Here is a 25025-nt window from a genome sequence, read left to right on the forward strand (position 1 = left end):
CGACCATACCGGCTGCCGCGTCGGCTACAAACCCGCGGGCGGCATCTCCAAAGCCAAGAACGCGCTGGTGTACCTTGCACTGATAAAAGATGAGCTGGGCGACCGCTGGCTGCAGCCCGACCTGTTGCGTTTTGGCGCCTCCTCGCTGCTGGGCGATATCGAGCGCCAGCTGGAGCATCATGTCACCGGGGCATACTCCGCCGGTTACCGCCACGCGATGGGCTGAGGGCTGACATTATGACCATCAAAGAGATTTTTGACACCATGGACTACGGCCCCGCCCCCGAAAGCGCCGCCGAGGCACTGGCCTGGCTGGTCGATCAGGGCAGCCGGTTCGGCCATTTCATCAACGGCGAATTCACCGCTCCCGGCGACGGATTTGACAGCCGGAATCCCGCCACCGGAGAGGTGCTGGCCACCCTGACTCAGGCCACCCAAAAGGACGTGGACGCCGCAGTTGAAGCCGCCCGCAAGGCGCAAGGCAAATGGCAGGAGCTTGGCGGTCCGGGCCGAGCCAAATACCTCTATGCCATTGCCCGGCTGCTGCAGAAGCATTCCCGCCTGTTTGCAGTGCTGGAAACGCTCGATAACGGCAAGCCGATCCGCGAATCCCGCGACATCGACGTCCCGCTGGCCCAACGGCATTTCTACTATCACGCAGGCATGGCCCAGCTGATGGAAAGCGAACTGCCGGACGCCGAGGCCTTGGGCGTCTGCGGTCAGATCATCCCTTGGAATTTCCCGCTCCTGATGCTGGCCTGGAAGATCGCGCCTGCAATTGCGATGGGCAACACGGTGGTGCTGAAACCGGCGGAATACACCTCGCTCACAGCGCTTTTGTTTGCCGATATCTGCCGACAGGCCGGCCTGCCCGACGGCGTTGTCAATATTGTCACCGGCGACGGCGCGGCGGGAGAGATGATCACCGCGGCAGACGTGGACAAGATCGCCTTCTCCGGCTCCACGTCGGTCGGCCGCCGGATCCGCGAGGCCACCGCAGGCAGCAGCAAGGCACTGACGCTCGAACTCGGCGGCAAGTCCCCCTACATTGTCTTTGACGATGCCGATATCGACAGCGCCATCGAAGGTCTTGTTGATGCGATCTGGTTCAACCAGGGTCAGGTCTGCTGTGCAGGCTCGCGCCTGTTGGTGCAGGAAGGCATTGCCGGGCGGTTCCATACCAAGCTGAAGACCAGAATGGACGGCTTGCGGATTGGCAACCCTCTGGACAAATGCATCGACGTGGGCGCCGTGGTCGACCCGGTGCAGCTGGACACCATTTCCCGCCTGGTCGCAGCCAACCAGGCGGGCACCATGCATCAGGCCCAAGTGGAAATGCCTGAAAGCGGCTGTTTCTACCCGCCGACGCTGATTGAAGGCCTGTCGCCTGCCGATCCGCTGATGCAGGAAGAAATCTTTGGCCCGGTGCTGGTCTCCTGCACTTTCCGCACCCCCGCCGAGGCGGTGGAGCTGGCCAACAACACCCGTTACGGGCTGGCGGCAACGGTCTGGACCGAGAACCTGAACCTGGCGCTCGACATGGCGCCGAAACTGGCAGCCGGCGTCGTCTGGATCAACGGCACCAACATGTTCGATGCTGCGGCCGGCTTCGGCGGCGTGCGCGAAAGCGGCTTTGGCCGCGAGGGCGGCTGGGAGGGCTTGACCGCATACACCCGCTCCAAAGCCAAGACAAAACCGCTGGCCAAAGCAGAACCGTTTGACGGCAACGGCGCGCCGGCAGATCCGCTGGACCGCACCGCCAAACTGTACATCGGCGGGAAGCAGGCCCGCCCGGACAGCGGTTATTCCCAGGCGGTCTACAGCAAGTCCGGAACGCTTTTGGGCCATGCCGGCCTTGCCAGCCGCAAGGACGTCCGCAACGCAGTCGAAGCCGCTGCGGACGCAAATGGCTGGTCTAGGACCACAGGGCATTTACGGGCGCAAATCCTCTATTACATCGGTGAAAACCTTTCAGCCCGCGCCGCGGAATTTGCCGCCCGCATCGACGCGATGACGGGCAAGAAGACCGGCACGGCTGAGGTTGAAACCTCGATCCAGCGCTTGTTCACCGCGGCTGCCTGGGCCGACAAATACGACGGCCTGATCCACGGCGTGCCGATCCGCGGCGTGGCACTTGCAATGAAGGAACCTGCGGGTGTGATTGGCGCGCTTTGCGCCGATGAGGCGCCGCTGCTGGGTTTGGTCTCGGCAATGGCCCCTGCAATGGCTATGGGCAACCGGATGGTACTGGCGGCCTCCGAGCCCTTTCCGCTGGCGGCCACCGACTTCTACCAGGTTCTGGAGACATCAGACGTGCCTGCAGGCGTGGTCAACATCCTGACCGGCAGACACACCGAGCTGGCCAAACCGCTGGCCTCGCATCTGAACGTGGATGCGGTCTGGAGCTTCTCCTCCACCGATCTGTCAGCGGCGATCGAGGCCGCATCGGCAGGTAATCTGAAACGGACCTGGGTCAACAACGGCACCGCCACCGACTGGACGCAGGACCACACCAAACGGTTTTTGCAGGAAGCCACCGAGATAAAGAACATCTGGGTGCCTTACGGCGAGTGAAGCACAGGTCCCCAGCGCCTGCCTGTTTCTGGTCAAGACCTAACGCGCCGCTCCTTCCGGGGCGGCGTTTTCCATGCAGCCCTGCCCGCATGCCAGGCCCAAACCCAAGCCCACAACGGGACTTGCGGACAAAAAAACGCCCGCTCCTTACGGAACGGGCGCAAAATCCGGGATAAGCGCGGATTAGCGGCGGATGCCGAGGCGCTTGATCAGGTCCTGGTAACGGGCCTCATCCTTGCCTTTGGTGTAGTCCAGCAGCTTGCGGCGCTGAGCAACCATCTTCAGAAGGCCACGGCGGCCGTGGTTGTCCTTCTTGTGGGTTTTGAAGTGCTCAGTCAGGGTGTTGATGCGCGAGGTCAGGATTGCAACCTGGACTTCCGGCGAACCGGTGTCGCCGTCCTTGGTCGCGAATTCTTTCATCAGGCGTGTTTTTTCTTCTGCAGTGATCGACATCGGGGTCTCCTTAAAAGGTTAGAGTGGATGGCACAGGCCGGGATGTCGTCCAGCACAGGCCCATGGAGGAACCTGCCGCAGAATCGCAGCAGATGCGGGCGTATATGATGTTTCGGTATTAAAGGCAAAGATTAACTGCCAGCGGGTGGTTCCGTGGGGGCCTACTGCGGCAGCAACCCGGTTGCAACGGCAGAGGCTGGGTCGATCAGGACCAGATCCGCCGCTGTCATCCCCTTGGCTCCGATGAGCCGCAAGGCCGGCTCGCCGTTGACAAGGATAACTTGCTCGTCTTCTGCCCCGGGGGTTTGACGCAGTTCTACCGAAGGTTCTTCGCCGTCTTCGAAATCCCAGACCAGCACCAGCTTATCTTCATGTGAATCGAAATCCATCAGGTGCACGGCATCTTCGGTCCCGGTCCAGTGGCCCGCCATGAACTGATCATCGCCGGCACCGCCGGTCAGCACATCCCCGGTCCCGGCAATCAGTGTGTCATCACCGGCTCCACCATTGACATAGTCCTGGTCCGCGCCGTCCCCGGCACCGGAAACGACATCATTTCCATAACCGCCATACAGCGCATCCCCGCCGTCGCCGCCAACAAGGCTGTCATTGCTGTCATTTCCATGCAGCGTGTCGTGGCCCTGACCGCCTTCGAGCCAATCTTCGCCCTGTCCGCCGTGCAGCAGATCCGCACCGCCGCCGCCCTGCAGCATGTCATCTCCGAAATGCCCAAAGAGACTGTCCTCTCCAGCGCCGCCCTGCAGCACGTCCGCACCGTCTTCGCCATGCAGCAGGTCCTGGCCTGGGCCGCCGGACAGGCTGTCATCTCCGCCATCGCCATGCAAAACGTCGTTGCCCTGGCCCCCGCCGATCCAGTCATTACCGCTGTAGCCGCCAAGCTGGTCATCGCCATCACCGCCGCCAAGGCTGTCAGCCGCCCCGGATCCCGCAATGATGTCATTGTCATCGGTACCGGTTACGGTGCTGCCATCCGGTTCGATATATCCGCCGGCCAGCCCATCCCCGCCGGTATCCGCCTCCGGACCGGGCCCGGAGGACGTTTCGTCGCCCTCCGGGGTTTCGTTATCAACCAAGACCGCGCTGCCCACCGCAACAAGACCAAGAACACTCGCCAGCCACAACATTGCCCGCTCTACCTCAACAAACACTTATACCCACCCGCACGATCACACGCGGTGATTGCGAATGCAAAACAAATGGAGAACATCAGTTAACGGGCCTTGAAGATACCGCTATCGCTGAAGCCAAAGCTCTGGTTGCCGGGTGTAGGCGATATAAAGCGGGTGCTTCGGATGGCCTGCCTTGCTGAGCCCGAGGTGGTGCAACGGCTTTCCGGTTGCGCGCAGCGCCGCAGTAACCCGCGCCCCTTGCCCGCAATGCTCGCCATGGGTGCCCCAAGCGCAAATAACCATATCGGCCCACTCCATTCCTTGCAGTATGGCCGGCATGTTGTCCGGGCCCTCTGGTTCCTCCAGCTGCCGCATCCCGCGCGGATCGGTGACCCGGCAGGCAAAGATGTTTGTGGCCCTGAAGCCGCCGAACCCCAATACCCGTGCACGGCGTTCGCAGCGTTCGATGGTGGGATCGTTCTGCACCTCGGTTGCAGTAGAAGGATTGAGCATCACGAACATCACCCGCGGCCCGGCAGGGTTCCAGACCCGGGTCAGGCTGTAGCGGTAGGTTTCGCAATCCGAATAAACGGCAGTTGAGGGCGCATCGCCCTTGGTGTGGCTGCGGATGATCATCATCCGCCTTTAACAAAACTGTTCCGCCCGTCCAAGTTTCCAGACCAGCGGACCACGTCCTTGAAGTGAATTGCCCGGTATCATGGCACATTAAAGACGTCAGCGAACGCACATGCTTTTCCGGCCTTGAACGATGTGCCACTGGGCGACGCCGAAACCCGTAAGGCCGAAGTCTATGGCGCAGATCTGAAAGACAGTCCTGATAGCCGCCGTATCGGGCCCTTCTCGAATGCAGCCCCCGCACATTTCGACGCGATCCTCAGCCAGACAATACCGCCATTGCTGCGCTGCCTGGCGGCCAGTCAGCATTGCCTTTTATGACAAGTGCTCAATTGATGAAGACGGGTGGCGGTATGCAGCCGGAAATCCGATCACACCGGAGCAAGGCACGGCAGCCAATGTGATATTGACGTCGCAACAGGATCAATATGTATCAGCCACCAGCTACGATGCCGGCCCGGTCTGACGCCATAAGCAGGCGTGCGGGTGAAGTAAATCATCCCTGGAAAGAATGGGTCAGCAATTCTGGCCCAATGTTTCGCGCGCGAAACATTTAGTCATAGCTACTGACCTATTGGAAACCGCTCCGGTTCGCCTCAGCCCGGCCGTTCAGCGGATCACTCCGGCTGCACGAAAACCCGGCTCGGGTGCAATTCACCGGCTTTGTAGACCCCCACAGCCACTGCCTGACCATCCAGCGACGCCCAGGCTTCATCGCCGTACTCCACATCCGCGGCCATCACCATGCCCGGATTGCCATTACGCAGGCGCACCGCACCCTGTGGAGTGCATTTCAGCTCGGGCAGGTCGGCGAGCCCTTCTTCCAGCGGCCGCAGATACTGGTCCAGGTCAGTGGATTTCGCCAGCTCGTCCACCAGCTCCAGAGTGATACCGTCCTCGGCATCAAACGGGCCGGACCAGATCCGCCGCAGTTGCTTCACATGGCCATAGCAGCCCAGCGCCGCACCCAGATCGCGGGCGATCGAGCGCACGTAGCCGCCCTTGCCGCAGGTCATTTCCAGCACAACGTGATCCTCATCAGGACGGTCCAGCAGGACCAGCTCTTCGACCCACAGCGGGCGGGCAGCAAGCTCGACCTCTTCACCGTCACGCGCCAGTTTATAGGCACGCTGGCCGTCGATTTTCACCGCTGAAAACTTGGGCGGCACCTGCATGATCTCGCCCAGGAAGGGTTGCAGCGCTTCTTTGATCTGCGCGTCGGCGGGGCGTTCATCGCTGGCCGCAATCACCTCGCCCTCGGCGTCGTCGGTATTGGTCGCCGCGCCCAGCCGCACAGTGAAGGTATAGGCCTTCAGCGCGTCGGTGATATAGGGCACGGTCTTGGTTGCCTCCCCCAGTGCCACGGCCAGAACACCGGTTGCCTCGGGGTCCAGGGTTCCGGCATGGCCTGCTTTTTTGGCATCCAGCGCCCAGCGCACCTTGTTCACAACCGCCGTGCTGGTCAGCCCCGCGGGCTTGTCCACCACCAGCCAGCCGGAAATATCGCGCCCTTTGCGTTTGCGTGCCATGCCTAGTCCCCATGTGTACGTGAGGCGCGCCGGTTACCGGATCGCCGGGACAGTGTCAATTTAGCAAATGAACGGTCCCAATGGGAAGCCCGGAGAGAAAACCGATGCCGGCCCGGCCTGTGCTTGCCCCCGCCTGCCTGCGGCGCTAGGCAGGCGCTTATGGCCGTTTCAAGCGAATACACTCCGCCGCAAGACCCGCTGGCGATCCTGCACCGCGATGCCGAGCTGCTGGCGGTGACCAAGCCTGCCGGGCTGCTGTCGGTACCGGGACGCGGCCCGCATCTGGCCGATTGCCTGATTACCCGCATCCAGGCGATGTTCCCCGAAGCGCTGCTGGTGCACCGGCTGGACCGCGATACCTCCGGCGTGATGGTATTCGGCCTCACCCCGCATGCCCAGCGGCACCTGTCGATGCAGTTTGAAAAACGCACCGCAAAGAAGGCTTATGTGGCACGGGTGTCCGGCCGGCTGGAGCCGCGGAGCGGCACAGTGGATTTGCCGCTGATCGTCGATTGGCCGAACCGGCCGAAACAGATGGTCTGCCATGAGACCGGAAAACCCGCCGTCACCGGCTGGCGGGTAATGAAATATGAGGACGGTTCCACGCGGGTGCGGCTGACACCGAAAACCGGTCGTTCACACCAGCTGCGTGTGCATATGCTGTCGCTGGGCCATCCGATCCTGGGCGATCCGCTCTATGCTAGCGGTGCAGCGCTGGAGCATCCCCGGCTGATGCTGCACTCCGAGGAACTGCGGATCAAACACCCCGACAGCGGCGAGTCGCTGAAATTCCGGGTGAAGCCGGAGTTCTGAGGTCCCGGCTCAGGGCGCCTCCATCACCATCGTGAACAGCGTGTCCGGCTGCAGTGCCTCGTAACTGTGCGGATGGTCGCCGGGATAGGTGTAATAGTCGCCGGCGCTCAGCACTTGCTCCTGTCCCTCCGGCCCGGCACGCATCTGCCCGGTGCAGACCAGCATATGCTCCACCGTGCCGCGCGGATGCGGCTGGGCGCGGCGGATCTCCCCCGGCTGCATCACCACCCGGTAGACATCCCGGCGCACATTGGGCGGGCAGCGCGACAGCAGCACCGCGGTGAAATCGGATTGCTCCGATTCCAGAACTTCGCCTTCTCCCGCCCGGATCAGCCTGGTGGCCGGCGCTTCGGTCTCGAACAGTAGGCTCAGAGGGACGTCCAGCGCAGCAGCCAGCGCCCAAAGCGTCTCTACACTGGGGTTTCCGTTGCCTGCCTCCAGCTGCGACAGCGTCGACTTGGCAATGCCGGCGTCGGCAGCAAGCCCCGAGAGCGACTTACCCGCACGGCTGCGCTCGCGCTGGATGGCGGCGGCGATCATCTGATGGGGGGCTGACATGTTCTGTATTTCATCCTTTCGTTCGGCTTGACGAACGAACGAATCGTTCGGTATAGAAGACTCTCGTTCGGTATAGGTGAACGGCCGCCCCGCATCCATAGGAACTCTCACGTGTCCATGCAGGAAACTTCCGCAAGCCCGCCCTTCCGCAACCAGCTGACTGCGGGCCTGCGGGATATCCTGCCGCTGGCGATTGGCGTTGGCGTCTACGGGCTGGCCTTCGGGCTGCTGGCAGCGCAGGCTCAGATGGACGGGTTGCAGACCGGGGTGATGGGGACCATCGTTTTTGCCGGCTCTTCGCAGATCATCGCGGTTGAGCGGCTGATGGCAGGTGCCGGCGCCGGCGCCGCCGTTCTGGCCGGGCTGGCGCTGAACCTCCGGCTGCTGCTGATCACCGCCTCGCTGCAGCAGGACTTCGCCGGGCGGCCCTGGTGGCAGGTTCTGCTGGGGGTGCACCTGGCCACGGATGAGAACTGGGCGCTGATGCACGCGATGCGCGCCCGCGGCCGCCGTGCAGGCTACTGGTACCTGGTGGGTGGCGGCCTCGGGCTGGCGGCGGTCTGGGTGCTGGCCACAGTGGCTGGGGCAACATTTGCCACGGCGGTGCCGGAGCCGCGCTCCCTCGGCATGGATTTCGCCTTCACCGCCGCCTTCATCGCCATCCTGCGTTCGCTGTGGAGCGGCAGCGTGATGCTGCTGCCTTGGGGAGCATCCATCGCCATCGTGCTGCTGGCAGGCCTGCTCACCCCGCTGGACCCAACCTGGACCCTGATCCTGGGCGGCCTTGGCGGCGCCGCAATTGCCGGAGTGCTGGGCGATGACTGAAACATGGGCTCTGATCTTCGCCCTGGCAGCGGCAACCTTTGCCATCCGCCTCTCCGGCTACATGCTGGGCCGCCGGCTGCCGGACCATGGCCCTTGGGCACGGGGCCTGCAGGCCTTGCCTGGCTGTCTGATCCTGTCGCTGGTTACCTATCTGCTGATGCAAGGAGGCCCGCAGGAATGGGTGGCCGGCGCCGTTGCCCTCGCCGTTGCTCTTGCCACCCGGAGCCTGCCGCTGACCATGGCTGCCGGAATCGCCGCAATCTGCCTGATTAGAGCCTTTCTTTAACCTCACCATATCCGGGTCTGCCGCGGGTCAAGGGCCGCGCCAACGGCCGCACGGTTCACCCTTGAGGCGCGGCAGACCGTTCCTACAATGGATCAGGCGTCTTGAGAGGCACTGGTGTCTCTCAAGCGCTTTTCAGCTCTTTTTGCCCGTGCGCAGCACGGGCCGCGCCCAAGGCTGAGGGCCGTCCGGCGCAGCCGGGGGGCTAGCAAGCGCGGGAGCCCCTCCGCTCCGGGACAATAACGGTGCAAAAAGAAAGCCGCCTCAAGAGGCGGCTCTCCAAAACGCTCTGACAGACGGCTTATTCCGCTGCCCAGCCGCCGACGGCTTTGACTTCCAGGAAATCCTCGATCCCCCACTTGCCCCCCTCGCGGCCTTTGCCGGACTGTTTCATGCCGCCAAAGGGCGAGCCCGCGGAACGCGACTTGCCGTTCATTTCCACCATGCCGGAGCGCAGCGCGCGGGCCATGCGGTTGGCGCGGGCGCCATCCTGGGTCTGCACATAGTTGGTGAGCCCGTAAGGCGTGTCATTGGCGATCCCGATCGCCTCTTCCTCGTCCTCAAACGGGATGATCGACAGAACCGGGCCAAAGATCTCCTCGCGGGCGATGGTCATCTGGTTGTTCACATCTGCGAAAACGGTGGGTTTCACATAGTAGCCCTTGTTGAGCCCCTCCGGACGGCCGGTGCCGCCAGCCACCAGTTTGGCGCCTTCGTCGATACCCTGCTGGATCAGATCCTGGATCTTGTTCCATTGCAGCTCGTTCACCACTGGGCCGATGTGGCGGCCTTCCTGGCTGGCCGGGCCGACCTCGACCTTGGCGGCCACTTCAGCCGCCTCAGCAACCACGCGGTCATAGACGCTGTTCTGCACCAGCATCCGGCTGGGCGCGTTGCAGCTCTGACCGGTGTTCTGCATCATGTGCAGCACGCCGCGCTTTACCGCTTTTTCGTCGGCATCCTCAAAGATCACATTGGCGCCCTTGCCGCCAAGTTCCAGATCCACTTTCTTCAGGGTCGGCGCCGCAGCCTGGGTGATCGCAATGCCCGCCCGTGTCGAGCCGGTGAAGGAGATCATGTCCACATCCGGATGCGTGGTCAGCTGCGAGCCAACGCCCATACCGTCACCATTCACCAGGTTAAAGACCCCCGCAGGGAAGCCGGCCTCGTGCATCAGCTCGGCAAAGATCATCGCATTCAGCGGGCTTTGCTCGGAGGGCTTCAGCACCATAGTGCAGCCGGCCACCGCCGCTGCGCCGACCTTGAGCGTCACCTGGTTCATCGGCCAGTTCCACGGCGTGATCAGCGCGCAGACGCCTACCGCCTCGTGAATGATGCGGTCGTTGGGGCTGCGCTCGTTCAACGGAGCGTCAAAGTCGAATTCCTTGGCTGCGGCGATGAAGTTGCGCAGGTGCCAGCTGCCGGCACCGACTTGCGACGTGCGCGACAAGTCGATCGGTGCGCCCATTTCCAGCGACATCGCCTGAGCCAGGTCCTCGGCGCGTGCCTCATAGACATCAACCAGCTTTTCCACCAGCGCGATGCGGTCTGCCACCGGGGTGTTCATCCAGCCTGGCAGCGCTGCTTTGGCGGCAGCCACAGCGGCGTTGGTGTCCGCTTCGGAGCCCAGAGAAATGACAGCGCAGGGTTCTTCGGTCGAGGGGTTGATCACCTCAAAGTCATGGGAGGCCACAGGGGCGACCCACTGGCCGTTGATATAAAATTCGCGTTTCTCGAGCATCTCGGGATCTCCCAAATCAGAGGTATTCTGGTTGCCGCCTTGTCGGTTTCGCGGCCACTGTGTCACCGCTCCGGCACGGGGGCAAGGGCGGGGCAAGGGTGTCGCCGCATAATTTGATCAAATTATTGCACGCATTGTCAATGGCCGCTTGGACCGGCTGCAATCTTTCGCCTCGGCGGCTGGCGCCGATTTTTCGTGGTTTCCCGGTACGGGGGCTGTATCGTTGCGTTAGACTACCTAAGTTGCAGTCGAGACGACTCAAAACTCATCTGAAAAGGAGATACGGCCATGGGTTTGCGCATTAACGACACGGTCCCCGATTTTACTGCGGAAACGGATCAGGGCACCATCACCTTTCATGATTGGATCGGCGACAGCTGGGCGATTCTGTTCTCGCACCCCAAGGATTTCACCCCGGTCTGCACCACTGAGTTTTCCGCAGTGGCGCAGCTGAGCGAGGAATGGAAAAAGCGCAACACCAAGGTCCTTGGCGTTTCGGTTGATGGGGTCGAGGACCACAAGAAGTGGAAAAAGGACATCGAGGAATACGGCAACGCGGCGCCGGGCTTCCCGATCATCGCAGATGACGGTCTGGCAGTTTCCAAAGCCTTCGACATGCTGCCCGCCGAAGCCTATCTGCCCGATGGCCGCACGCCTGCAGACAGCGCTACCGTGCGGTCGGTGTTCATCATCGGCCCGGACAAGCAGCTGAAACTGTCGATGACCTATCCGATGACCGTGGGCCGCAACTTTGCCGAGATCCTGCGGGCGCTGGACGGTTTGCAAATGTCGCTGGGCAAGGGTGTTGCCACACCGGCGAACTGGATGCCCGGCGAGGATGTGATCATTCCGCCCACCGTGTCGAACGAGGACGCAAAGGCGAAGTTCGGCGAATTCAAGACCATCTTCCCCTACCTGCGCAAGACCAAGGCACCGGAGTAACCGGCGTTCTCAACTGCAATGCTTGCAAGCCGCCGTCGGGCGGCTTGTTTTTTGTATATTGCTGAGGTCAGTCCGGAGCCGGTGGAAAGTCCGGCGCCCGGCTTTGACGTAATTGACAGGCCTCTGCGGCGAAGACCTGACCAGCTTCGCCCTTCAGCCCGGCCGCAAAACGCAGAGTGATGTCCGACCCGTCCCGGGTCAGCCAGCAGGGCGATTTCTTGAGGAAGGCGAACCCTGCCGCGGCATGCAAGTAGGCAGGCAGCGTATAGCTGACGCCTTGGGTGGCAACGGCGGTCAGGATGAAGGACAGGTAATCTTCCGCGGGGGCGCCGTTTGACAGCAGCCTGGCCTTCAGCGCCGCCAGGCTGGGGCGGCCGAAGATGACCGTTTCTTCGGCGACCTGCCGGATTTCGTCCGGTGGCAGCTGCGCCAGCCGCTGATCCAAATCTGCGGTCTTCAGCACGGCACCATGCGAAAACCCATGTGCCAGCACCCACTGGGTAAGGCCGGTTTCACCCCGCCGGACAATGAATTTCTTGTTGTTGGTCAGCGGGAAGCGCTTCCAGAACTTGATGAAATTCGGATCAGCCATCAGGCCGCCTGACAGCATCAGCGCAAAGGAGCAGTACTGGAAATTCCGGCTGGCGGTAGAATAGCCCCAGTTGATGCTGCGGAAGCGTTCAGCCTCCACCCGCGGATGGCCGTAGTTGCAGGCGGCAGCCGCGAAATCCGCATTCAGTGCTTCGGCCTCCGCCAGCCAGTCGCCTGCACCCGGCAGCGGAAACCACGAGGAATCATTCAGAAGCACCAGCCGGTCAATGCGCTTCAGCCGCGTATGGGCCGTCAGCAGCCCGTCGCGATAGCCGCCGAAGTCATATCCGAAATTCGGGCGTTCAATGCACAGCCAGCAGACTTTGCTCAGCCGCTGCCGATCGGCATCGCCAAGCGGGATGTTGGAGACCACAACCGGGGCAAAACCGCTGTCGATCAGATAGCGCAGAGCGATGAAGTGGGAATCTTGCAGGCCCTGACTGGGGAAAATCAGGTAGACCGCAGGCTGCGGTCCAGCCGGTATGGCGCCCTCGGTGCAGCGGATCTTGCGGGCCAGGACTGCGTCATAATACCAGCGGCCCAGCAGCAGCGAGCCGAGGCGGCTGGGCAGCTGAGTGATCTGCTGCAACGGGCGTTTCAGCTCTCGGGTGATTTTCCAAAGCGGGGGCCGTTTCATGCGGGACGCCTGTAAATTGCAACCATTGTGTGCCAGCCAGATCAGTCTTGCTGCCAAGGCGGCGGGCGGTCCGCGGACTGCTGGCCTGCGCTGCTGAGGATAGCGCGGAAATAGTACCAGTTCTTGGACCGTTTGCGCGCCGACACCAGGTTCAGCGGTGAGATCAGCTGCAGCGACGCTTCCCCCAAGGCCCGCAGGAAGCCAAAAGGCAAGCCGTGCTTGCGGGCGCCGTAGACCCGCGACTGGCCCATGTACCAGGCCTTGAGCGCCGCCGTGCGCGCCGAACGTTCGGTAGCATGGCCCAGAAGGTGCTTCACCTTGGCGCCAAAGACATAGCGCAGCGGCCCGCATTCCGACTTCAGGCGCAGACTGAGGTCGTCGTCCTCGTGGAACAGGAAGATTTTCGGGTCAAAGCCACCGACGTGGTCAAAGGCCGATTTGCGCACCAGCAGCGCACCGCCCGACAGCACCGGAACCTCGCCGTCCTGCTTCGCGGCGTTGCGGCCCAGCCAAAGCGATTTCGGGATCAGCTTACTGCGGCGTTTGAAGAACAGCGACCCGTCGTCTTTGACAATACGGGTGTTGAAAGCGGACGCCTTTGGGTGGGCATCGGCAGCAGCCAACAGATGCTCCAGCGTGTCTTCGAACAGTTCGGCATCAGGGTTCACGAAAAATAGAAACTCAGTGTCCGCCTGTGCCGCCCCCTGATTGCAGGCGGGGCCAAAGCCGGTGTTTTGCGGGTTCGCAATGAATGAGGCGCCATATGCTGCAGCCAGCGAACGGGTGTCCGCCGCATCCCGGGAGGCGTTGTCGACCAGAATGCACGGCACCGAAGAGGGAATGGAGCGTAATAGGCTCTCAACAACGGCGGAAGAATTATAGGTGACCGTTATGATGGTCACACGGGGCGGCAAAGACTGTTCCATGTACGTCCCGGCGGAAATGGAAAACCCGGGGCGCGGATCGCGCGCCCCGGGCTGTTTATGTGCAGTCAGACAGGGATCAGTCCTGCTCTGCTTTTTCTTTCTTTTCCGGCGCGATTTCTTCGCCGGTTTCCTGATCAACGATTTTCATCGACAGGCGGACCTTGCCGCGGTCATCGAAGCCCAGCAGCTTGACCTTCACTTCCTGGCCTTCCTTCAGAACGTCCGAAGGATGGTTCAGGCGACGGTTCTCGATCTGCGAGACGTGCACCAGGCCGTCGCGCTTGCCAAAGAAGTTCACAAATGCGCCGAAGTCGACGATCTTCACAACCTTGCCTGTGTAGACTTGGCCTTCTTCCGGCTCTGCCACGATCGAATGGATCATGTCATAGGCCTTCTTGATGGCCTCGCCGTTCGGGCTGGCGATCTTGATCACGCCATCGTCGTTGATGTCGACCTTGGCGCCGGACACTTCGACGATCTCTCGGATCACCTTGCCGCCGGAGCCGATCACTTCACGGATCTTGTCGGTCGGGATCTGCATGGTCTCGATACGCGGAGCGTGGACCGAGAACTCGGACGCTTCGGTCAGGGCTTTCGCCATCTCGCCGAGGATGTGGATCCGGCCGTCTTTGGCTTGCGCCAGGGCTTTCTCCATGATCTCGGGTGTGATGCCTGCAACCTTGATGTCCATCTGCAGCGAGGTGATGCCGTTTTCGGTGCCTGCCACTTTGAAGTCCATGTCGCCCAGGTGGTCTTCGTCACCCAGGATGTCGGACAGGATCGCGTAGGAGCCGTCGTCTTCCAGGATCAGCCCCATGGCGACACCGGCCACCGGCGCCTTCAGCGGCACGCCCGCATCCATCATTGACAGCGAGCCGCCGCAGACCGAGGCCATCGAGGACGAACCGTTCGATTCGGTGATCTCGGAGACCAGGCGGATAGTGTAGGGGAAGTCGGTTGCCGCAGGCAGAACCGCCTGCAAAGCACGCCAGGCCAGCTTACCGTGGCCGATTTCGCGGCGGCCGGGGCCGCCGACACGGCCGACTTCACCCACCGAGTAGGGCGGGAAGTTGTAGTGCAGCAGGAAGTTGGACTTGAAGTTGCCGTGCAGCGCGTCGATGAACTGCTCGTCGTCGCCGGTGCCCAGCGTGGTCACGACTAGGCCCTGGGTTTCGCCACGGGTGAACAGCGCCGAACCATGGGTCCGCGGCAGCAGGCCGGTTTCGGACACGATCGCACGGATCTCGTCAGTCGCACGGCCGTCGATACGCTTGCCGGTTTTGACAACGTCGCCACGCAGAATGCCGGCTTCCAGCTTTTTCAGCGCGGAACCCAGGTTTGCGTCGCCCAGTTGCTCTTCAGTCAGAGCGGCTTTGATGGTTTCGCGTGCCGCGGCAACAGCGGCGGTGCGCTCCTGCTTGTCGCTGATCGCGAATGCGGCGCGCATCTCGGTTTCGCCGGCCGCTTTGACCGCTTCATATAGCTCGGAGTAATCCGGCGCTTGGAAGTCGAACGGCTCTTTCGCAGCTTCTTCAGCCAGCGAAATGATCAGGTCGATTACCGGCTGGATCTGTTCGTGGGCAAATTTCACCGCACCCAGCATTTCAGCTTCGGACAGTTCGTAGGCTTCCGATTCCACCATCATCACGGCATCTTTGGTACCTGCAACAACCAGGTCCAGACGCTGCTCGGGGTTCAGGCGCAGGTCCTGCATGTCGTCCACGGTCGGGTTCAGAACGTACTCGCCGTCCTCGAAGCCAACGCGGCAGCCTGCGATCGGACCCATGAACGGTGCGCCCGACAGGGTCAGCGCAGCGGAGGCGGCGATCATTGCAACCATGTCCGGGTCGTTGACCAGGTCGTGGCTCAGCACGGTGCACATCACCAGGACTTCGTTCTTGAAGCCGGGAACAAACAGCGGACGGATCGGACGGTCGATCAGGCGCGCGGTCAGGGTTTCTTTTTCGGTCGGACGCGCTTCGCGCTTGAAGAAGCCGCCGGGCACTTTGCCCGCAGCGTAGTATTTTTCCTGGTAATGCACGGTCAGCGGGAAGAAGTCCTGGCCGGGCTTCTGCTGTCGGGCAAAGGTCACGTTGGCCATGACCGAGGTTTCGCCCAGCGTGGCAATCACAGAGCCATCAGCCTGGCGGGCAACCTTGCCGGTTTCCAGTGTGAGCGTCTCTTCGCCCCACTGCATCGATTTTTTCGAAACGTTAAACATCTAGCGTATCCTAAATGGGAGCACTCCCGGCCCTCCGGGTCTCCCGTTGCGTGGCGGCCCCATTGCCGCCGGCCCCATCTATCTTGCTTTCGCGTGCCGGGGCCTGGCACATCGTCTCAGACAAGCTCGCCCTTACATGAGTTTGGGCTAAATTGAAAGGGAAAGCGGCAAGCGCCCGCTGCCGTGCGCGGCAGTGTGCTGTGCAGGATGGCAAGCGGGGCATCGCGGCCCCGCCTGAGGGCTGTCAGTTGGTGGAGGCCAGACCCTCGGGGCGTCCCGCAATGGCGAAATGCAAGCCGTCAGGATCCAAGAATTCCGCGGCAAAGCGGTTCACGTCGTCCAATGTAACCGCATTGATACGGTCATTGCGGGTTTCCACATAGCTGATCGGCAAGTGGTCCATCTGCATGCCAGCGAGGATCGACGCAATACGGCCATTGCCGTCAAAGCGCAGCGGGTAGGCGCCGGTCAGATAGGTCTGCGCATCCTTCAGCTCTTTTTCGGTCACGCCCTGTTCGGCCATGCGGCGCCATTCATTGCGGATCACCTCGACCGCTTCGGCCATTTTGCTGTTGGCCGACGCCACCGACCCCATGTATACCGCCGCCAGATCACGCGGCACCAGATAGGAATAAACGCCGTAGGTCAGCCCGCGATTTTCCCGCACCTCGGTCATCAGCCGGGTTTCGAAAGACCCGCCACCCAGGATCTGATTCATCACATAAGCCGTGAAGAAATTCGGGTCTTCGCGCTTGATTCCCTTTTGGCCGAACAGAGCCACAGATTGCGGGGTATCGAAATCCACAACAGTGACGCCGCCCGTGATGGCGACCTCAGCAGGCCCCGGGATTGGTCCGCCCTCGGCAGGCAAGGCACCCAGAAGCTCATCCAGCAGCAAGCCAAGCTCCTCGGCGGTGATATCCCCCACCGCGCTGACGTACAGCCTGTCACGGGCAAAAACCGCCTCATAGGCATCGAAAATATCCTGCCGGCTGAGCGCGGAAACCGACTCCAGCGTCCCCTTGCCGTCACTGGCATAGGGGTGATCGCCATAGGCCATCCGCGAGAAAGCCTCGCCCGCGATCGTGTTCGGGTTCTTGGCATCAGAACGCAGCCCCGCCAGCACCTGGGCCCGGACCCGGTCCAGCGCATCCTGGTCGAACCGCGGCTCAAACAGTGTCTGGCGCAACAGGGCCACCGCATCCTCGCGGTTTTCAGTCAGAAAACGGGCGGAAACGGACACTGAATCCTTGTCGGCATCATAGGAAAACTCCGCCGCCAGGGTTTCCAGTGCGCGGGCGTAATCCTGCGCGCGCAGATCGCCGGAGCCTTCCTCCAGCAATCCGGTCATCATGTGCACCGCCCCGCGTTTCCCCGGGGCATCCAATGAAGTGCCGCCGCGAAAGCGCAGCTCAAGAGCCGAGAAGGGAATCGCATGGTCCTCGACCAGCCAGGCAGTGATGCCGCCAGGAGACGTGACTTCCTCGATCTTAATTCCAGCCCAAGCGGGCAGCGCCAACACAAAAGCCACCAATGATGCCGCAATGAATTTAAGCGAAGTCATTGGGTTACCTCCTGGCTGCGGGTCATCCAGCCTGTAACTGACGTTTCAGGCCGCAGAACCTCCTTTGCGGCGGCGATGATCTCATCCGCCGTGACCGATTGCAGAATCTTGGGCCAGTCCTGCACATCCTGCACGGTCAGCCCGATGCTGAGTGCCTGGCCATAGCGGTTGGCAATTCCGTTCACGTTGTCACGGTTGTACGTTTCTGAAGCGCGCAACTGCAGCTTGATGCGCTCCAGCTGAGCCTCGTCCACGCCCGCCTCCAGGAAGCGGGCAATAGTGGCGTCCAGCGCCTCCTCCGCTTGCTGCATGCTGACGCCTTCGGCCGGAACCACCAGAACAGTGAACGACGTATCGTCCAGCGAGCTGCCCGAATAGAAGGCGCCGGAGTAGACAGCGACCTGCTGGTCGAATTGCAGCGCATCTGCCAGGTAGGAAGTATTGCCGCCACCCAGAAGTTCCGCCAGCAAGTACAGGGCTGCGGCTTTCTGCTGGGCGCCGCTGTCGCGTTCTGGCGCCAGATAGGAACGTTGCACATAAGGCTGGGCGACCCGCGGATCCTCGAAAGTCAGGCGGCGGGCTGCAGTCTGCGGCGGCTCCTGGCTGCGGAAGCGCTCCGGCAGTTCCGGGTTTGCCGGGATCACGCCGTAATACTTCTCGGCGAGCGCCTTTACATCGTCCGGTCCGACATCACCGGAGACCACCAGAATGGCATTGTTGGGCGCGTAATAGGTCCGGTAGAAGGACATCGCGTCCTCCATATCAAGGCTCTCCATCTCATGGCGCCAGCCAATCACCGGCTGGCCGTAACGGTGATTCAGATATTGCACCGCCTGCAGCTGTTCGCGGAACAAAGCCACCGGATCATTGTCGGTGCGCTGGTTGCGCTCTTCCAGGATAACTTCCCGCTCGGTGGCGATATCCTCTTCGCCGAGCCGCAGATTGGTCATCCTGTCGCTTTCCATCTGCATCATCAGTTCCAACCTGTCGGCGGCGACGCGCTGAAAATAGGCAGTGTAGTCATAGCTGGTGAAGGCATTGTCCTGCCCGCCATTGGCCCGCACGGTAGCCGACAGCTCACCCGGCGCCAGTTTATCGGTGCCCTTGAACAACAAATGCTCCAGGAAGTGGGCAACCCCGGACTGGCCCGGCGGCTCGTCAGCAGAGCCGGCCCGGTACCAGACCATCTGCTGCACCACCGGCGCGCGATGGTCCTCAATCACAACCACCTCCATGCCGTTGTCGAGGGTGAACGCCGTCACCGCCTCATTTTCTGCCCGCAGCGGGCCAGTCAGGGCAGCAGTCAGCGCTGCGGCGGCCAATGTGATCCTCTGGATCATCTGGCATCCTCCAATTTCTGCACTTCTGCCCTTGCCTGGCACAGTGCGGTTACTGCTCGTAGATTTAATGCAGCCACAATTCGCCACCCATTGCCATCAGAAAGAGTGCCGATAACCTACGCTGCTGCTGGCGTCTTACAAGACTGGCTGGCAGAAACGTGAGGATCAGAGACCGTCAACCGGCGGAGCAGATGGGGTAGCAGCTCCGGCACGGCGGAATTGTTCGTTGGCGGCGTGCGGGTCCAGCGTCTGTTTTTTGTAAAGCTGCTCGTAGCGATCGACCGGCAACAGTTTGATCCGGCCCACACGACGATTGCGGTGGCGGAATTTTGCATCCTCTTCGGCGACTGTTTCGCGCACGCCCGGTTCCACACCATAGCGGCTGGAAGCTGTTAAAAGGGCCGCATCGCTGGCGGGAATACCATTGCCCGGAACCAGCGCACCGGGCTTGCCGCCGAGGGCGGCAACCGCTTCGGCTTGCGGGTTGGGATCCGTCAGATTGACTCCGCCCGGTGTCGGGGCCGGCAGGCTGCTGTAGTTTTCCGGTGTGCTCAGCGGTTTAGAGGGCAAGACCAGGAATTCATCCGGGCCCGTGCCCGGCTTCTGAATAAGGCGCAGCCCTTTTTGCCCGCAGCCGGCCACGGCCAGTGCGCCTGCCAGAACAATCACTCCGAACGGGATCCGCATTACCCCTAACTCCTGCCTGTTTCTCAGCGCTTTTAGCGCAATTGCCGAGCGAGGTCTACGCAGGCTTTTTGCGCCGCCCGTCAAAGAAGATCAGCCCGGCTGCGCCTGCAAAGATGAAGATATCGGCAACATTGAACACAAACGGGTTCTGGATGCCGCAGCATGAAGTGTTCAGGAAATCCAGCACGTAGCCGTACAACAGCCGGTCCGCGACATTGCCGAGCGCACCGCCTATCACCAGTCCGGCTGACAACTGCATGCCCCGCGACGCCTTCGGCGCGCGGGCGATCCAGACGACAAGGGCCAGGCAAATCGCCAGTGACATCCCGATTAGAATCCAGCGGGATGCTTCGTCGCCGCCGCCGAACAGGCCGAAGTTGATGCCGGTGTTCTCGCCGTAGCGGAAGTTCAGAAACGGCGGCAGCACGTCGATCCGGTGGCGCTGGTCCAACCCCATCCAATGGATCACCAGGTATTTGCTGGCCTGATCCGCCAGAAACGAAAGGCCGGCGCCCCAGATCATCCAACGTGCTGCCATGTCGTAAAAGCCCCGGCTTAGTGGCGGAAGTGGCGCATGCCGGTGAAGACCATAGCCAGACCGGCGTCATTCGCCGCCTTGATCACCTCGTCGTCACGCATCGAGCCGCCCGGTTGGATCACGCAGGCCCCGCCTGCGGCAGCCGCTTCCAGCAGACCGTCCGCGAAGGGAAAGAACGCATCCGAAGCCACCGCGCAGCCCTTGGCGAGGCTTTCTTCCAGGCCCAGCTCCGCTGCCATGCGGCCGGCCTTGGCTGCGGCCACATTGGCGCTGTCCAAGCGGCTCATCTGGCCGGCGCCGACGCCAACGGTGGCGCTGTCCTTCACATAGACAATGGCGTTGGATTTCACATGCTTGGCAACCTTCCAGGCGAACAGCATGTCCTGCATCTGCGCTTCAGACGGGGCCGTCTTGGTCACCACCTTCAGATCGCCCATATCGACGTAGCCGACGTCCTTGTCCTGCACCAGCATACCGCCAGCCACCTGTTTGTAGGCGGTGATGGCCTTGCGCGGGTCCGGCAAACCATCGGTCAGCAGCAAACGCAGGTTCTTCTTGGCGGCAAAGATCTCTTTCGCTTGCTCCGACGCGCCCGGCGCAATGACCACTTCGGTAAAGATCTCCACGATCTTGGCCGCGGTGTCCGCGTCAAGCGGCTGGTTCAGTGCAACAATACCGCCAAAGGCCGAGGTGCGGTCGCAGTCGAATGCCTTTTGGTACGCCTCGGCCAGGGTCGCCCCCTTGGCCACGCCGCAGGGGTTGGCGTGTTTGATAATGGCGACGGCGGCGCTGTCGGCAGGATCGAACTCCGCCACCAGTTCATAGGCCGCGTCGGTGTCGTTGATGTTGTTGTAGGACAGTTCCTTGCCCTGCAACTGCTGCGCGGTGGCGACGCCGGGGCGGTTGCTGCCGTCGGTATAGAAGGCCGCTTCCTGATGACTGTTCTCACCGTAACGCAAAGTCTGTTTCAGCTCTCCGGCGAAGGCGCGGCGGCGCGGAGTTTTCTCTTCAATCGCCGAGGCCATCCAGTTCGACACAGCGGCATCATAGGCTGCGGTGCGGGCATAGGCTGTCTGCGACAGGCGTTGGCGGAATGCATAGGAGGTCTGACCGTCGTTCCGGTCCAGCTCTGCTAGCAGTGCCTCATAGTCCTGAACGTCGGTCACGACGTTCACAAACAGGTGGTTCTTGGAGGCCGCCCGGATCATTGCCGGCCCGCCGATGTCGATGTTTTCGATCATCTCATCATAACCGGCACCGCGCGCAAGGGCGGCTTCGAACGGGTAGAGATTCACCACCAGCAGGTCTATGGTGCCGATACCATGTTCGTTCATCGCAGCGACATGGGTGTCATTGTCGCGCAGCGCCAACAAGCCGCCATGCACCATCGGGTGCAGGGTCTTCACGCGTCCGTCCATCATTTCCGGAAAACCGGTCACTTCCGAGACATCCTTGACAGTCAGACCCGCATCGCGCAGCGCCTTGGCAGACCCGCCTGTCGACAGCAGTTCAACACCGCGTTCGGACAGCGCCTTGCCTAACTCAGTCAGGCCGGTCTTGTCGGATACGGAAAGCAGCGCACGGCGTACGGGGTGTAGGTCGGTCATGGCAGGGCGGTCCTTTTCAAAGGCTCAGTCAAACGTCTCGGGTTCGTCCCGGTTCAGGTCTCGCACGGCAACCGCAGTCTCCTGCGCTTTGCTCAGCGTCCACCGGATGCGTGTCGCATACTCTATCGCGCGCCCGGATAAAACGATCTGCTTTGCCGCACGCGGCTTCAAGCGGGTCTTTTCCAGGAAAACGCTCGGTTCCAGCCGCAACTGGCAGGTTCCGTCATGGCGGAACACCCAGATTTCCCCGCTCTTGAGCGCCATGGATACCGCGGCGCCGCCCAAGTCAAGGGCCGCATCCACCTCAGGGTGCAGATGCAGGCGGAGGGCAAAGCCGATGCCGCCCTCCGCACTGGCATCCCGCACCTTAGCGAACCGGCGTTTGGCGGCATCATCCAGCGCCACCAGCATGTCCTCGCCGCTGAGCGCCCGCCCGTCAAACGACAAATCCAAGGTGCGGGCATGGGTCAGCCCGAAATGGGCAGCATACCCATTGTGCCCGCCTTGGAACCGGCAGCCATCCGCCAGGTCGCTGACCTCCAGCGGCACCTCATCAGGAGCTTCGATCAATTCCTCATGGCCGGTGGTCTTGTGCGGAGCAGCCAGCCGGGCGCTGGAATGCCTCTCGATGCACAGCGTGGAATGCGAAGGCGTGGCGCGCCCGGCCCGGCGCCATTCGGCGCCGAAGGTTTCGCCCGATCCGCAATTCACAATCAGAGGCCGCCGCCCTGACGTCAGTTCAAACGCCAGGGTCGAGGCATGGCCGTAGTTGGACGCCTTGCCCCTGGGAGGGGCCGAGGCATCGACAATGACCGAGGTCCGCCGCGCCGACAGCCGGGCAAACCCCATCGCCAGCCCGTCCGCGTGGCGCACTGCCACATGACTGGCCGCGAGGGCATGGTCCAGCCGCCCTTCCAAGCCGCGGCCGCCGCCGTGGAACCGAGCCAGCCCGCCGTCGCTGTGGCGCAAGGTACGCAAAGTAGGGGCGATCCGCTCAATAGCATTGATATGCGCGGGCGGCACTGCGCGCCCGGCTTCATGCAGGGCCGCCGCGGCCCAGGTCAGCAGGGTGAATACTTCCAGCAGTTCCTCGGGGTTGCGGGTCGGCAACCCGCCCTGATCATCAATCTGCGCCTCGCATTCTGCCGCCAGCGCGCGGACCGCCGGATCGGCCAGTTCTTCGCGTCCCTGCAGGGCAAGGCCGGCGTAGATCAGCCCGCATAGGGCCTCGAAACGCGGCAGGCCGGGCGCGGCCCCCTGCCAGCGCTGCGCCAGATACCAGGTCTGCCGCGACAGGGAGCCATAAAAAGCCTCGGTCTCGGCCCGGTCCTTACCGCTTAGCAGGAACAGCGCGTGATTGATCCAGCGGATCACCCGCCGCCCGGTCAGGTCGGGCAGCCAGGCCAGCCCGCCGCTGCGCCCGTGCTGCCGGATCCAGCCCCAGACCCATTTCTGTGCTTTGGCTCGGGCCTTGAAATCCCCGACAGCAGCCAGGTCATCGAGCCAGGAAAACCCCTGCCGCTCCGCATCAAACGCCGCATCCGGGGCGGCAACCTCCCACAATCCGGTGTCAGGCGATTCGACCAAATAACCGGCAAACAGCAGGTTACCGGCCACCAGCTGCCGGCCGCGGGCAAAGCTGCCGATGGTGCGCGGCTCGGGTTGCGAGACAAAGCCGGTAGCAGCCGGCTGGCTGCGCGCCCGCCAGGCGTAATAGCTGTTCAGCAGCCGGGTGCCACGGCCGGCCATTCTGTCAAAAGTGGACATGCTCTTTTTGCCTCACGCCAGATTTTGCCAGGGCGTTTTGGCGCGAGCATAACGCGGGGGGCGGATCAAGTCACCGACGAATACCGGAGACGCCCCGGGGTCACGCGGATTTGCGCAAGAGGGCCATATAAAACCCATCCATGCCGCCGCGCTCAGACCAGAAATCAGGACGCAACCGCAAGCCGCCCTCTTCGCTGATCCAGTCCTGATCCACGCCGGGAACCCGCAATCCTTCGCGGTCGATTGACATCTCCTGATACATGTCCAGCGCTTCCTCGACCTGGCATTCGCCCTCATCCGGCAGCAGGGAGCAGGTGCAGAACATCAGCCGCCCGCCGGGCTTCACCAAGGTCCAGGCGTGGGCCAGCATGTGCGCCTGCAGTTCGATCAGGGCACCAAAGTCACTGCCATCTTTGGCCATTGGCAAATCCGGGTGGCGGCGGATTGTGCCAGTGGCAGAACAAGGGGCGTCCAGCAGCACGGCATCGAACTGCCCCTCTTGCTTCAGTGCGTCACCCACAATCAGCTCCGCTTGCAATCCAGTGCGGGTCAGGTTGTCCTGAAGCCTGGACATGCGGTTTTCCGAAACATCCACTGCGGTCACCTTGGCACCTGCGGCCGCCATCTGCATGGTTTTGCCGCCCGGCGCCGCGCACAGTTCCAGCACATGCTCTCCCGGCTGGACATTCAGTATGCGGGCGGGCAACGCGGCAGCAGCATCTTGGATCCACCAGTCGCCGGCCTCATATCCCGGAAGCGCCGATACCTGCCCTGCACTGGCAATACGTACAGAGCCGGTGGGCAATGGTTCCCCATTCAAAGCGCTTAGATCCGCATCGGACTTCGCAGTAACATCCAGCGGGGCCCCCGCGAAATGCGCAGCCTCCATTCCCAGCATCGCCTCAGCGCCCCAGGCCTGCACCAGGGGTTTGCGCAACCAGTTCGGCAAGCGCGGCACACGCAGCTTGGCCCATTCCGCCGGACCGTCCTCTGCCACCTTGCGCAATACCGCATTGACCAGCCCCTTGAGTTGCCCATGACGCCGGTGCTTGGAGACAATGGCCACCATTGCGTTCACCACGCCGTGCGCCGCGCCGCCCGAACACAGCTCCACCGTTCCCAGCCGCAGCGCATTCAGCACAGTTATTGGCGGTGTTTTTTTCAGATGCTTCTTCAGCACCCGGTCGGCGCGTTCGAGGTTGCGCAAGGTTTCCACTGCCAGCCGCTGTGCCCGCGCCCGGTCTTCCGGAGCCAGCTTTTCCAGCGCACCTCCGGCATAGCATTCCGCCAGCAGACGCCCCTCTCCCATGACCTGATCCAGCAGGTAAACCGCGGTGCGGCGGGCGTGATTGCTATCGGACATCTGGCAACTCCTACGGGCGCTGGGTTGTTTGCGCGGGACAGGGGCGTATATCATGGCCCGAGCATAAAGGAACCCGCGATGAGCGAAGAGACTGCGCCCGAAACGAAAGACCTGCCACCTGCCGCCCGGCGCGCCTTGGCCGAGGCCGAGGAACGCCGCAAGGCCGCTGAAGCGCAGAGCCCGCCCCCCAAGGAACTGGGCGGCCGCGAGGGCCCCGACCCAGCCCGTTACGGCGACTGGGAGAAGAAAGGCATCGCCGTCGATTTCTGAGCGGCGTTGAGAAAGCTTTGGCTTCTCTTT

General features: G+C 62.4%; 23 protein-coding genes and 1 pseudogene. 8 read left to right on the plus strand and 16 right to left on the minus strand.

Going from position 1 to position 25025, the window contains the following annotated elements:
- Positions 1-226, plus strand: a pseudogene (locus tag VOI29_RS08570) (deoxyribose-phosphate aldolase); the annotation flags it as partial.
- An 11-nt stretch (positions 227-237) separates the two neighbouring features.
- The gene (locus VOI29_RS08575; RefSeq protein WP_323777872.1) at positions 238-2574 is read left to right on the plus strand and encodes an aldehyde dehydrogenase family protein; all 2337 of its coding nucleotides are present in this window, start codon (positions 238-240) and stop codon (positions 2572-2574) included.
- 183 nt (positions 2575-2757) lie between these two features.
- Here the strand turns inward: VOI29_RS08575 and rpsO are convergent, their stop codons facing one another.
- The 3 genes from rpsO to VOI29_RS08590 all read right to left on the minus strand — a co-directional run bounded on the left by rpsO (position 2758) and on the right by VOI29_RS08590 (position 4793).
- A complete protein-coding gene (gene rpsO, locus VOI29_RS08580; protein WP_024088374.1) occupies positions 2758-3027 on the minus strand; it encodes a 30S ribosomal protein S15 in 270 nt (89 codons plus the stop codon).
- A gap of 161 nt (positions 3028-3188) precedes the next feature.
- Positions 3189-4196 carry a calcium-binding protein gene (locus VOI29_RS08585; RefSeq protein ID WP_323777875.1) on the minus strand — a complete coding sequence of 336 codons (1008 nt, stop codon included), beginning with the start codon at positions 4194-4196 and terminating at the stop codon, positions 3189-3191.
- An 84-nt stretch (positions 4197-4280) separates the two neighbouring features.
- Positions 4281-4793, minus strand: a complete 513-nt coding sequence (locus tag VOI29_RS08590) for a DUF1643 domain-containing protein (protein ID WP_323777910.1) — start codon at positions 4791-4793, stop codon at positions 4281-4283.
- Positions 4794-4919: 126 nt separating this feature from the next.
- Between VOI29_RS08590 and VOI29_RS08595 the strand changes: the two genes are divergently transcribed.
- On the plus strand, positions 4920-5114 hold the full coding sequence (locus VOI29_RS08595; protein WP_323777876.1) for a hypothetical protein: 195 nt from the start codon (positions 4920-4922) through the stop codon (positions 5112-5114).
- 296 nt (positions 5115-5410) lie between these two features.
- Here the strand turns inward: VOI29_RS08595 and truB are convergent, their stop codons facing one another.
- On the minus strand, positions 5411-6322 hold the full coding sequence (truB, locus tag VOI29_RS08600; RefSeq protein ID WP_323777878.1) for a tRNA pseudouridine(55) synthase TruB: 912 nt from the start codon (positions 6320-6322) through the stop codon (positions 5411-5413).
- Positions 6323-6481: 159 nt separating this feature from the next.
- On the opposite strand from truB, the gene VOI29_RS08605 reads away from it, so the two are divergent.
- Positions 6482-7135, plus strand: a complete 654-nt coding sequence (locus VOI29_RS08605; RefSeq protein WP_323777880.1) for an RluA family pseudouridine synthase — start codon at positions 6482-6484, stop codon at positions 7133-7135.
- A gap of 9 nt (positions 7136-7144) precedes the next feature.
- Here the strand turns inward: VOI29_RS08605 and VOI29_RS08610 are convergent, their stop codons facing one another.
- Positions 7145-7693 (minus strand): XRE family transcriptional regulator, encoded by a 549-nt coding sequence (locus VOI29_RS08610; RefSeq protein ID WP_323777882.1) that lies wholly within the window; start codon positions 7691-7693, stop codon positions 7145-7147.
- A gap of 117 nt (positions 7694-7810) precedes the next feature.
- Between VOI29_RS08610 and VOI29_RS08615 the strand changes: the two genes are divergently transcribed.
- Together VOI29_RS08615 and VOI29_RS08620 are read left to right on the plus strand one after the other, a co-directional pair.
- A complete protein-coding gene (locus tag VOI29_RS08615; protein WP_323777911.1) occupies positions 7811-8518 on the plus strand; it encodes an AzlC family ABC transporter permease in 708 nt (235 codons plus the stop codon).
- Positions 8511-8804, plus strand: coding sequence for an AzlD domain-containing protein (locus tag VOI29_RS08620; protein WP_323777884.1), 294 nt, complete (start codon positions 8511-8513; stop codon positions 8802-8804). Before VOI29_RS08615 ends, VOI29_RS08620 begins: the two co-directional genes overlap by 8 nt.
- Before the next feature lie 298 nt (positions 8805-9102).
- Here VOI29_RS08620 and VOI29_RS08625 read toward each other — a convergent pair whose 3' ends face one another.
- Positions 9103-10542, minus strand: coding sequence for an aldehyde dehydrogenase family protein (locus tag VOI29_RS08625; protein WP_323777886.1), 1440 nt, complete (start codon positions 10540-10542; stop codon positions 9103-9105).
- Positions 10543-10830: 288 nt separating this feature from the next.
- On the opposite strand from VOI29_RS08625, the gene VOI29_RS08630 reads away from it, so the two are divergent.
- Positions 10831-11484: a peroxiredoxin gene (locus tag VOI29_RS08630; protein WP_323777888.1), complete on the plus strand. Its 654-nt coding sequence runs from the start codon at positions 10831-10833 to the stop codon at positions 11482-11484.
- 67 nt (positions 11485-11551) lie between these two features.
- Here the strand turns inward: VOI29_RS08630 and VOI29_RS08635 are convergent, their stop codons facing one another.
- The 10 genes from VOI29_RS08635 to VOI29_RS08680 form a co-directional block, all read right to left on the minus strand.
- The gene (locus tag VOI29_RS08635) at positions 11552-12712 is read right to left on the minus strand and encodes a rhamnan synthesis F family protein (RefSeq protein ID WP_323777890.1); all 1161 of its coding nucleotides are present in this window, start codon (positions 12710-12712) and stop codon (positions 11552-11554) included.
- A gap of 41 nt (positions 12713-12753) precedes the next feature.
- The gene (locus tag VOI29_RS08640; protein ID WP_323777892.1) at positions 12754-13614 is read right to left on the minus strand and encodes a glycosyltransferase family 2 protein; all 861 of its coding nucleotides are present in this window, start codon (positions 13612-13614) and stop codon (positions 12754-12756) included.
- A gap of 100 nt (positions 13615-13714) precedes the next feature.
- Positions 13715-15859: a polyribonucleotide nucleotidyltransferase gene (pnp, locus tag VOI29_RS08645; RefSeq protein WP_323777894.1), complete on the minus strand. Its 2145-nt coding sequence runs from the start codon at positions 15857-15859 to the stop codon at positions 13715-13717.
- Between the two features lie 244 nt (positions 15860-16103).
- Positions 16104-17423: a pitrilysin family protein gene (locus VOI29_RS08650; RefSeq protein WP_323777896.1), complete on the minus strand. Its 1320-nt coding sequence runs from the start codon at positions 17421-17423 to the stop codon at positions 16104-16106.
- Positions 17420-18763, minus strand: coding sequence for a pitrilysin family protein (locus tag VOI29_RS08655; protein ID WP_323777898.1), 1344 nt, complete (start codon positions 18761-18763; stop codon positions 17420-17422). Before VOI29_RS08655 ends, VOI29_RS08650 begins: the two co-directional genes overlap by 4 nt.
- 165 nt (positions 18764-18928) lie before the next feature.
- The gene (locus VOI29_RS08660) at positions 18929-19450 is read right to left on the minus strand and encodes a DUF3035 domain-containing protein (protein WP_323777913.1); all 522 of its coding nucleotides are present in this window, start codon (positions 19448-19450) and stop codon (positions 18929-18931) included.
- 55 nt (positions 19451-19505) lie between these two features.
- The gene (gene lspA / locus VOI29_RS08665; protein WP_323777900.1) at positions 19506-19988 is read right to left on the minus strand and encodes a signal peptidase II; all 483 of its coding nucleotides are present in this window, start codon (positions 19986-19988) and stop codon (positions 19506-19508) included.
- A 17-nt stretch (positions 19989-20005) separates the two neighbouring features.
- Positions 20006-21595 carry a bifunctional phosphoribosylaminoimidazolecarboxamide formyltransferase/IMP cyclohydrolase gene (gene purH / locus VOI29_RS08670; protein WP_323777902.1) on the minus strand — a complete coding sequence of 530 codons (1590 nt, stop codon included), beginning with the start codon at positions 21593-21595 and terminating at the stop codon, positions 20006-20008.
- A 24-nt stretch (positions 21596-21619) separates the two neighbouring features.
- A complete protein-coding gene (locus VOI29_RS08675; RefSeq protein WP_323777904.1) occupies positions 21620-23362 on the minus strand; it encodes a heparinase II/III family protein in 1743 nt (580 codons plus the stop codon).
- 100 nt (positions 23363-23462) lie between these two features.
- Complete coding sequence (locus VOI29_RS08680; protein WP_323777906.1) at positions 23463-24725, minus strand: RsmB/NOP family class I SAM-dependent RNA methyltransferase; 1263 nt, start codon at positions 24723-24725, stop codon at positions 23463-23465.
- Between the two features lie 78 nt (positions 24726-24803).
- Between VOI29_RS08680 and VOI29_RS08685 the strand changes: the two genes are divergently transcribed.
- On the plus strand, positions 24804-24995 hold the full coding sequence (locus tag VOI29_RS08685; protein WP_323777908.1) for a DUF1674 domain-containing protein: 192 nt from the start codon (positions 24804-24806) through the stop codon (positions 24993-24995).
- Positions 24996-25025 lie beyond the last annotated feature (30 nt).

Origin of the sequence: Leisingera sp. (genome assembly GCF_034669605.1) — a bacterium.
Lineage (GTDB): Bacteria > Pseudomonadota > Alphaproteobacteria > Rhodobacterales > Rhodobacteraceae > Leisingera.